The sequence below is a fragment of the Alicyclobacillus pomorum DSM 14955 genome (assembly GCF_000472905.1).
GTDB classification, from domain to species: domain Bacteria; phylum Bacillota; class Bacilli; order Alicyclobacillales; family Alicyclobacillaceae; genus Alicyclobacillus_A; species Alicyclobacillus_A pomorum.
Window position 1 is genome coordinate 407,079 of the sequence record NZ_AXAR01000001.1, and the last position, 13,156, is coordinate 420,234.

Annotated in this window: 14 protein-coding genes; 11 read left to right on the forward strand and 3 right to left on the reverse strand. The window is 57.6% G+C overall.

Annotated features, from left to right (window positions below; translation table 11 throughout):
• Positions 1 to 5: 5 nt before the first annotated feature.
• The 8 genes from pxpB to YWK_RS0101915 all read left to right on the forward strand — a co-directional run bounded on the left by pxpB (position 6) and on the right by YWK_RS0101915 (position 8,212).
• Positions 6 to 698, forward strand: coding sequence for a 5-oxoprolinase subunit PxpB (gene pxpB, locus YWK_RS0101880; protein ID WP_026963453.1), 693 nt, complete (start codon positions 6 to 8; stop codon positions 696 to 698).
• Between the two features lie 30 nt (positions 699 to 728).
• Complete coding sequence (locus YWK_RS0101885; protein ID WP_026963454.1) at positions 729 to 1,724, forward strand: 5-oxoprolinase subunit C family protein; 996 nt, start codon at positions 729 to 731, stop codon at positions 1,722 to 1,724.
• 6 nt (positions 1,725 to 1,730) lie between these two features.
• Positions 1,731 to 2,510, forward strand: a complete 780-nt coding sequence (locus YWK_RS0101890) for a LamB/YcsF family protein (RefSeq protein WP_026963455.1) — start codon at positions 1,731 to 1,733, stop codon at positions 2,508 to 2,510.
• A 162-nt stretch (positions 2,511 to 2,672) separates the two neighbouring features.
• On the forward strand, positions 2,673 to 4,628 hold the full coding sequence (acs, locus tag YWK_RS0101895) for an acetate--CoA ligase (protein ID WP_026963456.1): 1,956 nt from the start codon (positions 2,673 to 2,675) through the stop codon (positions 4,626 to 4,628).
• 181 nt (positions 4,629 to 4,809) lie between these two features.
• On the forward strand, positions 4,810 to 5,208 hold the full coding sequence (locus YWK_RS0101900; RefSeq protein WP_026963457.1) for an acyl-CoA thioesterase: 399 nt from the start codon (positions 4,810 to 4,812) through the stop codon (positions 5,206 to 5,208).
• 90 nt (positions 5,209 to 5,298) lie between these two features.
• A complete protein-coding gene (locus tag YWK_RS0101905) occupies positions 5,299 to 6,024 on the forward strand; it encodes a DUF421 domain-containing protein (RefSeq protein ID WP_026963458.1) in 726 nt (241 codons plus the stop codon).
• Positions 6,025 to 6,108: 84 nt separating this feature from the next.
• Positions 6,109 to 7,716: an acyl-CoA synthetase gene (locus YWK_RS0101910; protein ID WP_026963459.1), complete on the forward strand. Its 1,608-nt coding sequence runs from the start codon at positions 6,109 to 6,111 to the stop codon at positions 7,714 to 7,716.
• A gap of 73 nt (positions 7,717 to 7,789) precedes the next feature.
• Positions 7,790 to 8,212 carry an acyl-CoA thioesterase gene (locus YWK_RS0101915; RefSeq protein ID WP_026963460.1) on the forward strand — a complete coding sequence of 141 codons (423 nt, stop codon included), beginning with the start codon at positions 7,790 to 7,792 and terminating at the stop codon, positions 8,210 to 8,212.
• Between the two features lie 170 nt (positions 8,213 to 8,382).
• Here the strand turns inward: YWK_RS0101915 and YWK_RS0101920 are convergent, their stop codons facing one another.
• Together YWK_RS0101920 and YWK_RS0101925 are read right to left on the reverse strand one after the other, a co-directional pair.
• Positions 8,383 to 9,129: a type 1 glutamine amidotransferase gene (locus YWK_RS0101920; protein ID WP_026963461.1), complete on the reverse strand. Its 747-nt coding sequence runs from the start codon at positions 9,127 to 9,129 to the stop codon at positions 8,383 to 8,385.
• Positions 9,092 to 10,462, reverse strand: coding sequence for a Mur ligase family protein (locus tag YWK_RS0101925; RefSeq protein ID WP_026963462.1), 1,371 nt, complete (start codon positions 10,460 to 10,462; stop codon positions 9,092 to 9,094). The genes YWK_RS0101920 and YWK_RS0101925 overlap by 38 nt, the downstream gene beginning before the upstream one ends.
• Positions 10,463 to 10,776: 314 nt before the next feature.
• Here YWK_RS0101925 and YWK_RS0101930 point away from each other — a divergent pair, with 314 nt between their 5' ends.
• From YWK_RS0101930 to thpR, 3 genes are read left to right on the forward strand one after another with little or no spacing between them, the layout of a single operon-like run.
• Positions 10,777 to 11,229 (forward strand): GAF domain-containing protein, encoded by a 453-nt coding sequence (locus tag YWK_RS0101930; protein ID WP_051374949.1) that lies wholly within the window; start codon positions 10,777 to 10,779, stop codon positions 11,227 to 11,229.
• Positions 11,230 to 11,266: 37 nt separating this feature from the next.
• Positions 11,267 to 11,617: an arsenate reductase family protein gene (locus YWK_RS0101935; RefSeq protein WP_051374900.1), complete on the forward strand. Its 351-nt coding sequence runs from the start codon at positions 11,267 to 11,269 to the stop codon at positions 11,615 to 11,617.
• Positions 11,618 to 11,623: 6 nt separating this feature from the next.
• On the forward strand, positions 11,624 to 12,193 hold the full coding sequence (gene thpR / locus YWK_RS0101940) for an RNA 2',3'-cyclic phosphodiesterase (protein WP_026963465.1): 570 nt from the start codon (positions 11,624 to 11,626) through the stop codon (positions 12,191 to 12,193).
• A 10-nt stretch (positions 12,194 to 12,203) separates the two neighbouring features.
• Here thpR and YWK_RS0101945 read toward each other — a convergent pair whose 3' ends face one another.
• Positions 12,204 to 13,154 (reverse strand): MBL fold metallo-hydrolase, encoded by a 951-nt coding sequence (locus tag YWK_RS0101945; protein WP_035465684.1) that lies wholly within the window; start codon positions 13,152 to 13,154, stop codon positions 12,204 to 12,206.
• Positions 13,155 to 13,156: the final 2 nt, after the last annotated feature.

Here is a 13,156-nt window from a genome sequence, read left to right on the forward strand (position 1 = left end):
GAACCATGTTGCGTACGCCCGAGGTATCACCGCTCGGCGACTCAGCCGTCCTGGTCTCGTTAGGGGACGTGATTGACAACGCTGTGTACCAGGACGTCACCCGGCTGGCGCAACAGTGTGAGCAGCATCCGTTTCCCGGTTACGTCGAACTCGTGCCTGCGTATAGTTCGCTTACCATCATATACAATCCAGCCACCATCGATTTCGAATCGGTGCGCGCATACGTTCTGGACCTTTGGCAGCAGCCGGAGGATGTCAGCGCCATCGCACGCGAACCGGTGGTGATTCCGGTCTGCTACGAGGGAGAATTCGGACCGGATCTGGAATACGTTGCGAAGTATCACGGTTTGACCCCAAGCGAGGTGGTGGAACTCCACACGTCTGGCTTGTACGTGGTCTACATGATTGGATTCACACCCGGCTTTCCATATCTCGGGGGACTCTCAGAGCGATTGGCGACGCCACGGCGATCCGAGCCTCGGGTAGTCGTACCAGCCGGTAGCGTGGGCATCGCGGGTCAGCAGACGGGCATCTATTCTTTCGACACGCCCGGAGGTTGGCAGATTATCGGGCGGACACCGTATCGCATGTTCAATCCGGACGCTCGCCCGCCGACCTTGCTTCACCCCGGCCAGCAGGTTCGATTTCAGGCCATCACGGCCGAACAATACGCTGCGTTGAGCAGCTCCACTGTGTAAACTGTTTGGGCGCGAAGCGAGGGGATTTGTATGTTGGAGGTTCTCCAGCCTGGACTGTTCACCACCGTGCAGGACGGTGGGCGTTCAGGGTATCGAAAATATGGCGTCGGTGGATCTGGCGCCATGGACGCTGTGTCTTACCAGGTGGCCAACATCTTGGTTCAAAATCCGCTCGGGGCGGCAGCGCTCGAAGTAACACTCGTTGGACCGACATTGCGATGTACGAAAGATGTCGTTGTCGCCATCTGTGGCGCCGACTTTCATCCCACCGTGAATGGGGCGCCTGTGCCGATGTGGCGTCCGCTGTTCATCCGAAAAGATGCCGTCTTGGCACTGCGCCAAGCGGTGCAAGGGTGTCGAGCGTATATCGCGGTAGCGGGGGGAATCGACGTTCCTTGCACCATGGAGTCGCGCAGTACGTATGTGCCAGCAGGCCTCGGCGGCTGGAAAGGCCGGGCATTGGTGCAAGGAGATGTGCTGCCAGTAGGGGAGGTGTCTTCTCACCCCAACATCGGCGGTTGGTGTGCACGCCAAGATGGTGCTTGTCACTGGCCGCGGTGGGGCGTCTCTCCTCGAATCTGGTCGGAGCTGTTGGCGAGCCGCATCCGTGCCCTGCCAGGAACGCATTTCGCGAAATTGTCCCGCGCGGCTCAGACTGCCGTGTGGAGCGCGAGTTTTCGCGTTACGCCCAAAGCGGATCGGATGGGGATGCGGCTGGATGGGCCATCGCTGCCGATTTCAATGGACAGAGAACTGGTGTCTGCGGGCGTCATGCCAGGGACGGTTCAGCTTCCGCCGGGTGGACAGCCGATGATTCTCATGGCGGACGCGCAAACCACCGGCGGGTATCCACGGATCCTACACGTGGCGACGGCGGATTTGCCCAGGCTGGCACAGAAGCGACCCGGTGATGTCATTCAGTTCGAGGAAGTGGACGTGGCGTCGGCCCGACGGGCGTGGCTTCGGCAACAGCGTGTACTGCACATCTTGAGATGCGGTGTGACATGGTTGTGGGAAAGGAGATGACGTTCCATGCCGCAGATTGACCTGAACTGCGATATGGGGGAAAGCTTTGGAACCTATCAGAAAGGCGCAGATGCCGATGTGTTGGCCTACGTGACCTCGGCGAACATCGCGTGTGGGTTTCACAAGGGCGATCCATCCACCATGCGAAAGACGGTGCGGCTCGCATTGGACCATTCGGTCGCCATTGGTGCACATCCGGGGTACCCAGACCTGGTCGGTTTTGGACGCCGTGCCATGGATGCGAGCCCGCAGGAAGTCTACGATATGGTGGTCTATCAGATTGGCGCACTTGCCGCGTTTGTTCAATCCGAAGGTGGACGTTTGCACCACGTAAAACCGCACGGCGCACTGTATAACGTCGCCGCTCGCCAGCCGTCGATTGCCACAGCGATTGCGAAAGCGGTCTACAAGGTCGATGAATCCCTCATTCTCTACGGATTGTCTGGAAGTGCGCTGATTGACGCTGGACGAGCCATCGGGTTGCAGACGGCGAGTGAAGTGTTCGCCGACAGAACGTATCAGGAGGACGGAACGCTGACGCCTCGGACGGCACCGGACGCGCTGATTGAAACGGAAGAGGAAGCGGTCGCGCAGGTGCTGCGCATAGTCCGGGATGGGCGGGTCCGGTCGCAACAAGGCACGGATGTGGCAATTGCTGCGGATACTGTCTGCATCCACGGAGACGGACCACATGCGCTCATGTTCGCGAAGCGGCTGCGGCTGGCCTTGGATGAGGCGGGTGTGGCGGTTCAAGCGGTACGCCGCAGGAGGGACGGGTCGACCTGACGCGGGGATATTGAGGCTCACCGCGCTGAAGTCGAAATCGACGCTTCAATCACGGCCTATCTTCTGTTATTCTAGATAGAGAAGTGTAAATATACTGAACCATGACAAATCGGGACCTGACCGAGGCGATGTTCGGCGGGGACAACAAGGAGGATAAGCTGAGTGACGACCGCATCCAACAAACTCGACACACTGCTGCAAGAAACACGGACCTTTCAACCTTCGGAGGCGTTTCGTGCGCAAGCGAATTTCAACGACGTAAGCGTTTACGAACGAGCTGAGGCAGACCCCGAAGGCTATTGGGCTGAACAGGCTCAGCACCTCACGTGGTTCCGCCCTTTTGAGAAAGTGCTTGAATGGAATCCTCCCCACGCGAAGTGGTTTATCGGCGGCAAGATCAATGCTGCGTACAACGCCGTCGATAGGCACCGTGAAGGCGCGCGGAAAAACAAGGCGGCCATCATCTGGGAAGGTGAGCCGGGCGACAGCAAAGTGTTCACCTACGACATGCTCGGCCGCGAAGTGGACAAGGCCGCACATATGTTGACGAAACTCGGTGTCAAGAAAGGTGACCGGGTGACGATTTACCTCCCGATGATCCCTGAACTTGCTATCTCATTGCTGGCGTGTGCAAAAATTGGCGCCATCCACTCCGTGGTGTTTGGTGGCTTTTCGTCGAAGGCGCTGCGGGAGCGGATTGTAGACTGCGACGCCAAGGTGCTGATTACCGCAGACGCAGGTTGGCGCAGAGGTGGATTGATTCCACTGAAACAAAACGCGGACGAAGCGGTTGTTGACACGCCGGTGGAAAAGGTATTGGTGGTGCAGCGCGTTGGCGAGCAGTCCGGTGCACAAATGCAGGAGGGCCGCGACGTGTACTGGCACGAGCTGTACAAGCAAGTGCCGAATACGCCGTATCCCGCGGAGGAGATGGACTCAGAAGACCCGCTCTTCCTCCTGTACACTTCCGGGACCACAGGCAAGCCGAAAGGCATCGTACATTCCACAGCAGGGTACTTGGTGGGCGCGAACACCTCTTTGCGCACCGTGTTTGACATCAAGGACAGCGACGTGTACTTCTGCACAGCGGATATTGGTTGGATTACAGGCCACACGTACATCGTCTACGGGCCTTTGTCCGCAGGCGCCACTGTGGTGATGTACGAAGGTGCACCAGACTGGCCGCACCGCGGGCGTTTCTGGGAGATTATCGAAAAGTACGGCGCGACCATTTTCTACACGGCACCGACCTCCATTCGCACGTTCATGAAGTGGGGGACGGAGTATCTGGAGCAGTACAACCTGGATACGCTGCGGTTGTTAGGCACTGTGGGAGAGCCAATCAACCCAGAGGTGTGGATGTGGTTCCACGAACACGTCGGCAAGGGCAAGGCGCCCATTGTGGATACGTGGTGGCAGACGGAGACAGGGGCGGCCATGATTGCCCCGTTGCCAGGGATTACGTCGCTCAAACCGGGGTCTGCGACGCGGCCTGTGCCGGGCATCTCGGCGAAAGTCGTGGACGAAGAAGGAAACGAAGTGGAGCCGGGCAACGGAGGCTACTTGGTCATTACCAAACCTTGGCCGTCGATGCTGCGTACGGTGTGGGGCGACGACGAACGCTTCCGCAACACGTACTTTGGTAAATTCCAAGGCATCTACCTGCCGGGGGATGGCGCTCATCTGGACAAAGATGGGTACTTCTGGATTCTGGGGCGCATTGACGACGTCATCAACGTGTCCGGTCACCGCATCGGTACCATGGAAGTCGAGAGTGCCTTGGTGGACCATCCGAGCGTTGCGGAAGCTGCCGTCATTGGTCGCTCACACGAGGTGAAGGGGCAAGCCATCACTGCGTTCGTGACACTGAAGGACGGCGTGGAACAGACGCCGGAGTTGGTGGCGGAACTCAAGCAGCATGTGGTCGGAAAGATTGGAGCCCTGGCCCGGCCGGAAGAGATCATTTTCACGGCAGAACTGCCGAAGACGCGGAGCGCCAAAATCATGCGCCGGCTGTTGCGGGACATTGCGGAAGGCCGCGTGATTGGCGACACCACGACATTGGCGGACCCGTCTGTGATAGATTCGCTGAAGACGATGTACAAGGATAGCGAATAATCCGGACATGTCCTGCCATCGGAGACGTCCCGCACCGCTGTGAGCGGTGGTGCGGGACGTCCTGTTTTGTGAAGCACGTGCGTCGCAACGTGTGCATCGGTCATGGGATTTCTTGATTTTCGCGTTTCAACTTCAGTACGTTGATGAATATAGAATTTTTCGATGATGGGAGCGCTCTGACATGAGACATCTTTCAGAACTGCGCGTGCGCTTCGGCGATACAGACATGTTGGGGCATGTGAACAACGCGTCGTACTTCACGTACATGGAAGAGGCGCGGTGTGACTTCTTACAAGCAGTTGGGATGACCGACATCCCACTCATTCTGGCTTCTGCCAAGGTTGATTTTCGCGCCCAAACCTATTACCCCGACGTGCTGGAGGTGGAGACTTGGGTGACTCGAATCGGCAACACCAGCTTTGACGTCGCGAATCGCATGCGGCGGCAAGGTACGGACACTGTGGTGTTTGAAGGCGTGGCGGTGGTGGTGTACTTCGATTACGAAGCACAAAAGCCAGCGCCAGTTCCAGACGAGTTGCGCCAGGTGTTGGAGGCCTACCACGAGCCACTCACGGACTAAGCGTTGGGTTTGTTCAGACGCGGACATGTCAATACCGATACGTAGGTTGGGTGATGAGACAACGAACCAAGACCTGTATCGGAGGACATGATGAGTCTATATTGGGTGTTTTTGACCGTCAGTATCCTGCTGACGTTTGTGATTTTACTGCTTTTGGTACGCTGGATTGGGAGTACACAATTGACGCAATTGACGTTTTTCAACTGGGTGGCCGGGGCCAGCATGGGAAACATTGCAGCCAACATGATGGCTGCGCGGACCGTACTGGACTGGGCCGCCTCTTGCTACACCCTGGTCGCTTTTACGGCAGCCACCATCATTGCTGCGTTTATTGCGTTGAAAAGCCGGAGGTTTCGCCGAATCTCCAACGGCGAGCCATTGGTGCTCATCCACAAAGGCGTCGTGTTGCGGGAAAACCTCGGGCGGACCAAAGTGAACCTGGACGTCCTGATGATGTTGTTGCGCGAAAAAGGTTATTTTTCTTATGCCGACATCGAATACGCCATTCTCGAGCCGACAGGAAACCTCAGCATCCTCCCGTCTCAGGCGTCACAGTCGGTTTCCAAGGCCGATTTGGCCTATGGCCCGGATTTATCAGACAAGGGCCAGGGACCGTACGTGGAAATTATCATTGACGGGGAAGTGGACAACGACAAACTGCGCAGTACGGGGCACGACATGGAATGGCTATTGGAGCAGGTGAAGCGGCTCGGCGGCGAGTCCATCGAAGATGTGACGTATTTGGCTGTGAACGCCGAAGGAGAAGTGATTGGCGACATTCACCGGAAAGGGACCCGTGACATTCCCCCTGTGTGACGAGGGACAGAGTAGGCCGGCCTCTCCGCAATCTACCTCCCTTTATGATAGAATATTCAGAAACATGTGAGGGGATGAGGCTGAATGAGCCACACTGTGACGGGGAACACAGAGACGGCGCCCTACGTTGCACGGGCCCGGCGCAATACCGTGGGAGACCTTTTGACGCGAACGCGGGCACGGTATCCGAAGAAGCTGGCGCTGGTGTACGAGGACGTTCGTTGGACGTACCAACAGTTTGACGATGCCGTTCATCAGACCGCGCATGCGCTCTCTGAAGACGGAGTGGACAAAGGCGCACGGGTGGCCGTATTGTCCCGGAACAGCCTGGATTTCGCGGTCATCAACTTCGCGTTGGCCCGCCTCGGAGCCACCATGGTACCCATCAACTATATGTTGAACGCAGAAGAAATCGCTTACATACTGCAGCACGCGGAAGTCTCCTGTCTGACGGCGTCTGGAGAATTTGCGCCACTCCTCGACCAGGCTTGTCAGTTGTCCGGGCGGCAACCGAGCATTGTCGCGCGTTACCTGATGGATACGTCCGAAGTGCCAGCCGATTTGGCGCATTGGGTTCCACTTCAGGCACGGCGAGCCGCTGCGCCGATGACGCCGTTTGAATCGGATGTATCAGACGACGACGTCGCCCATGTGCTTTACACGAGCGGCACGGAGTCGCGGCCGAAGGGCGTCATGCTCACGCATGCCAATCTGATTTCGGAGTACGTCAGTTGTATTGTCGACGGCCGCATGGAAGCGCGGGATGTCGCGATACACGCACTACCTCTGTACCACAGTGCCCAGCTCAACTGTTTCCTCGGGCCCGGTGTCTACGTGGGCGCGACGGGCATCATCCTCCGTCAAGCTGCACCCGACGCCATTCTCGAGACGATTGAGCGGGAGTCCGCAACACAACTGTTCTGTCCACCCACGGTGTGGATTGCGCTGCTGCGGCATCCGGATTTCTCGACCCGCGACTTGTTAAGCTTGGAAAAGTGCTACTACGGTGCCGCCATCATGCCTGTAGAAGTTCTCAAGGAATTGTCGCAGCGATTGCCGCAGGCGAAGTTTTGGAACTTCTACGGGCAGACCGAAGTGGCGCCCCTGGCGACGGTACTTCAGCCGGAGGATCAGTTTCGGAAATTGGGTTCGGCTGGACGTCCTTCCCTCAACGTCGAGACGAAGATTGTCGACGACGATGGCAACGAACTACCACCAGGGCAGATTGGCGAAATCGTCCATCGCACGGCACACGCCATGAAAGGATATTGGAAAGATCCGGAGAAGACTGCGGAAGCATTCAAAGATGGCTGGTTTCACAGCGGCGACCTTGGCGTGATGGACGAAGAAGGGTACCTGACGGTGATTGACCGCAAGAAGGACATGATTAAATCGGGGGGTGTCAACGTGTCCAGCCGGGAAGTGGAAGAGGTCTTATATCAATTTCCCAGTGTTTCGGAAGTTGCGGTGATTGGCGTCCCTGACTCGTACTGGATTGAAGCCGTGACGGCCGTGGTTGTTCCGAAGCCTGGGGAAGTCATCGACGTGGATTCGCTGCTAGCGCATTGCAAGGAGAAGTTGGCTCGATTCAAGGTACCCAAGCACGTCGTAGTGGTGGACGAGCTACCGAAAAATCCAAGTGGAAAGGTGCTGAAGAGGGAACTTCGAGCGCGATACAAGGACCTCGCGTGACCAGAGCCCTTTCGATATGATGTGTATGGGAACAGCGGACGTAGCTTACAACGAACGAAGGGTGCGAATTGATATGTTTGTGAGAGAAATTGTTGTACGATTCGGAGAATGTGATGGGCTTGGTCATGTAAACAACGGGACCTACTTCACGTACATGGAAGACGCGAGAATGGACGTGTTCCGGTTGTTCAATCCGACGCTGGAGCTCGGGAAGTGGAACCTGATTGTCGCGTCCACACGCTGCGACTTTTTGCAACAAGTCACGTATGCGGAGACGCTCAAGATTTACACGTGGATTGGCAGGATTGGCAACTCCAGTTTTGTCGTCGAACACGCACTGCAAAATGTTCGGGGAGAGTGGGTCGCGCGCGGACAGGCAACGCTGATTGCGTACGACTGCGCGGCCAAAAAAAGCGTGCCGCTGTGGGACGAGGTAAGGACCGCGTTACAAAGCCACACGGAAGGACCAGAGGGTGTTCCCGCCTCACGCGGATAGCCGAAGCACACAGAAGCTTCTGGATGATTCAGAACCCGGCGGACTTCTTCGCCTGGTCGCCTCTGCTGCGTGGGAGAAGGGGAGGAATGGGTGGGCCCCGCGGTATTCCTGGTGTCGGATGCATCCAGTGATCTCACAGGGCACACCCGCTTGGTCGTCAGCGTGCTCCATTACGGTGTCTGAGCCGCCACCTCGGACAAGTTCATCCGACGGACCTGGAACGCGGTTCGTGCCGCCTTCTCCAGTTCGTCGTCCAGCGGTTCAAGTTTCACATCGATTCCGGCGTAATCGAGTGCCGTTTGCAGGATGAAGTCGGCCAGCGCCGGATTCTTCGGAAGCAAGGGCCCGTGAATATACGTGCCAAAGACGTTCTTGTACCGAACGCCCTCGTGGCCGTCCGTTCCGTTGTTGCCGTGGCCCGAGATGACTTTGCCAAGGGGGGCGTGATGGTGTGTTGTCCGCCCTCCGTGGTTTTCAAATCCGACGATGGTGCCACACTCGTCCGACTCAATCGCCACGTTTCCGATGAGGCGTGGCGATCCCGCCACGGTCACCATGTCGAGCAACTCAAGGCCCGGAACTTTGGTGCCGTCCGGCAACTGGTAGTACTCGCCAAGCAATTGGTACCCACCACACACCGCGAGCAGCGGCAATCCATCTTCTACTGCCGCTTTCCATTCGTCGCGTGAGCGGCGAAGCGTCCGGCTCACAATCTCCTGTTCGCGGTCGGACCCCCCACCGAGCAACACGAGGTCGTAGTCGCCTGGTCGCGCTTCTTCGCTGCTGGTGACGAGCGTGACCTGTGCCTCCAGGCCACGCCACTCCAGGCGACGCTTCAGTGTCAGGATGTTTCCCTTGTCTGCGTACAGGTTTAACAGGTCAGGATACAGATGGGCGATACATAGCGGCCGGTTCATTGTTGTGCGCCCTCCTTTTCAACAAGTCTGCGAGCGGGTACAGTGCGGTGTACGTCGACAATACGTAGACCGGCACGTCCCCAGATGCCCTTGCCAATTCCAGCGCGTGGTCCAAGCCCGCTTCGAGTTCGGGTACGTAGGACAGATTGGATTCCGGATAACCTCCGTATTTGAGGCGTAGCGCCATGTCTTCAGCGCGGAGCCCCGTCGTGACGCATTTGACGACACTGTCATCCTCTGTGATCAGTTCAAAATCGGCATCCCACAGCCAGGACACGTCCTTGCCGTCGGCAGCGAGGTCGTTGATGGCGATGCACAGGACCTTGTCTCCAGGTTCCGAATGAATGGCCTGAAGCACGCTGTCGCAGCCCGTCGGGTTTTTGATGAGGTTCAACACCGTGTGCGGGCGGGTGGGGAACGCCTGCATTCGACCGAGCGGTGGTTGATATTGGCGTAGACCCTGCTGAATGACACTCGCGTCTAGGCCACACACGCGGGCCGCCGCAATCGCAGAGAGCGCGTTGTAGACATTGAAGATGCCACGCACAGGGAGTTGGAACGATACGGGCGGCAGTTGACCCTGCGTCACCTCGAGTCGAGATTCCTGGAAGTGGCCGACAAAGTCAGGCACCGGTCGGAAAAAGTCGCAGTTCGGGCAGTGGTAGTCGCCCAATTGCCCGTAGTAAAAGCCGTCGTACTGAAGTTCGTGGCCGCATTGCATACAAAACGCGCCGTCGCGCATTTGGTCGCGGTGTTCCTGCTTCAGATGTTCCTTGGACATACCAAAGTACAACACCGTCTTTCCGTAGGACAAGCCAATGTGGCGGGCGAGGGGATCGTCCGCGTTCAGGATGGCGACAGCGTCCGTCTTGCGCAGTCCGGCCAGCAACTTCTCCACTGTCGTATCCAACTCTCCGTACCGGTCCAACTGGTCTCGGAACACGTTCGTCACCACAGCCACCTTGATAGGCAATGTCTCGGCCACCAACGGCAGTGTGGCTTCGTCAATCTCAAACAGTGCAGTCTTGCGCCGCAGTCGTCCGAACCAACTGGTGTGGCGCAAGAGTGCGGTTGCGAGACCTTGCGGAAGGTTGGCGCCTTCCGTGTTGTGGATGATGGGGTCCTCTTGTTTCATGGCAGCCGCGAGGAGTCGGGCGGTCGTCGTCTTGCCGTTGGTTCCGGTCACGACGATGCACCTCTCCAGTTGCGTGCCGAGCTTGCGCAGCAAACGCGGGGACACTTTCAACGCAATTTTTCCTGGGAGACTGGTTGCTCGTTTACGCAACATACTCAGCAGGAGGAGGACAAGCTTACCAATCCAGACGCCGAACAATCCAATTCAACTCCTTGTCAACGTGCTCTGGATGCGAGCGCAGAATGGCATAAATCCGCTGCGCGTGCAGCTCCAGAAGTCACTGATGCGTACGTTCTCGTGTCGTTCAACACCTTGCGATGAATGACGGGCCACTCCGTCGAGCGTTCATCAAAGGACCGCGGGTCCGTCCGCAGAAGGTTGTCGTATGGATTATACTATACCGTATGGGACGTGGGGGCCTGAAAACGGGCTCCACTGTGACAGATGAAGGAGTGACGCCGTTGTTTACCGTGACGGATTTGCAGTATAAGACAAAAGAACAGTTTTACAACATGGTGGTAGAGCAGGTATCTCACCTGATTGCCGGTGAACCCAATGAAATGGCAAACCTAAGCAATGTGGCGGCACTGCTGAATGTTCACATGAAAGACATCAATTGGGTTGGATTTTACCTTTGGTACAGCGAAGAGCAGTCCCTCATTCTCGGCCCGTTCCAGGGGAAACCCGCTTGCATTCGCATTCCGCTGGGCAAAGGCGTCTGCGGAACTGCTGCAGAAACTCGCACATCCCAAGTGGTACCGGACGTCCTTGCGTTTCCCGGGCACATCGCATGCGATCCGGACTCGCGCGCAGAAGTCGTCGTGCCGATGGTGAAGGACGGGGCGCTGATTGGCGTACTCGACATCGACAGTCCCATTCCGGGACGGTTTGACGAGGAGGACGCGGTCGGCCTGCAGAAGGTTGTCGACGTTTTGCTGGCAGGAACGAGATTTTTGACTCGGTGACCACCGGCGCAGACTAACAAACCGAGGGGTGATGATCTTGGAATTTTACGGATACAAAAAATGTTCAACGTGCCGCAATGCACACAAGTACCTGACGGAGCGCGGTGTGGACGTACCGTTTCAAGACTTCGTGAACCAACCGCCCACAAGAGAGCAACTGCAGTCGTGGGTGGATAAACTCGGGCAGGGTGTGGCGCCATTTGTGAACACCAAGGGAACCAGGTTCCGCGAACTCGGGCTGAAGGACAAGGTGTTGTCGGATGACGAGTGGATGGACCTCTTGACGTCGGACGGCAAATTGCTGAAGCGACCCGTGCTCGTTGCGGGAGACACGGTTGTGGTGGGCTTTGACAAAGCAAAGTACGACGAACTGACGGCAAGGGGTTGACCGAGGGTGCCGAGACTGTTTTACGGTTTGGCGATACCACCCGACTGTAAGACGCAGGGGGCTGCCGTGCAGAAAGGTCTGCAGCAGCGCGGTGTGGTTGCAGGGAACTGGTCCGCTCCAGAACTCTTCCACATCACCGTGCTGTTCTTGGGTGAATTGGCCCCCGACTTGTTGCCTTTTCTGGACGAAGTGGGGGAGGCGGCGGCGAAGAGCGTGCGCCCGTTTGCACTTCGCCTCACGCATGCTGGGGCGTTTGAACGAAACCGCATTCTGTGGCTTGGCCTGGCAGAGGATGACGGGTATGAAACGCTACAAGCCTTGCACTCGTCTGTGCGGCGACACATTGTAAGGCACGGAGGCATTTCGGTAGAGTCACGGCCGTACCGTCCTCACCTGACCCTCGCGCGGAAACTGAACGTGCCCACGTTTCAAGCCGCCGGGAGTGGTGAAGGTTTCCCGCAGCAAGGCATTTCCTTTCCTGTGACGGAACTGTGCTTGTTCGAGTCCACGCGCGTGAACGGGAAACTGACGTATCCCGTTCTACGCTCGTATCCACTTTCCGGACATCTGACATAACAGCGCCGGCTTATGCCCGGCGCCGTTGGCGTTCGTAGTGGATGAGGCCAAGGGCATCGACCATGAAGTCGAAGTTCAGGGGGGAGAGGTCCGCGCCTGGCTCACAGCCGATGCTCCGCAAATATTCCACCACCCATTCCCGCAGCGCTGGCACCACGTCCGCCGCTGAAATGTCCTCGTGGTACACCCGCGCGATAAGGGCGGCCATTTCATCCGCACCGCGGCGGGTCGCCGCAATCGCCTCTGCCTTTGGTGACCTTCCGTGGTGCGCGTGATACACAGTACTGAACGGCACCTGTTCCAACATGTCCAGCGTCCGATGGACTGCGACTGGGTCAAAGTCGACAGGCGATGTCGACGGCAACACCCATTCAAAGTCCCATCCGGTAAATCCCGTGCGATAGCGTATTCCGACTGCGTCGCCCGCAAACAAGGCGTCCGAGACCGGATCAAGAATGGTGAAATGGTGTTTGGCATGCCCTGGAGAATCGAAAAAGGTGAGCGTACGCTGACCGATATGGAGCGTATCGCCGTGGTTCCGGATCAAGATGCGCGATTCATCCACAGGTTTTACTGAGCCAAAATAGTGCTCCAGCTGGTCGCCGTACACTTGTCCCGCACCTGCCCAAAGTCGGGATGGGTCTGCCACGTGACGGGCTCCACGCGGGTGAACCACGAGGGTTGCATGTTTCGCCAATTCCATGATGTGCCCTGCTCCGCCGGCGTGGTCCAAGTGTACGTGGGTAACAATCACGTAGTCCAGCATATCGGGCGTGACGCCAAGCTCCTGCAGCCCGTGGACCAATGTCTCGTGCGACTTGCCGGACCCGGTGTCAATCAGCACCATCTTCTCGTCCTGAATCAGGTACGCGCCGGTTCGGTAGGGGATGTCCTGTTCAAACAAGTCTATGAGCCAAACGTCGTGCCCCATGTCTTCGATATGTGTGCGAACGTCTGCCATCT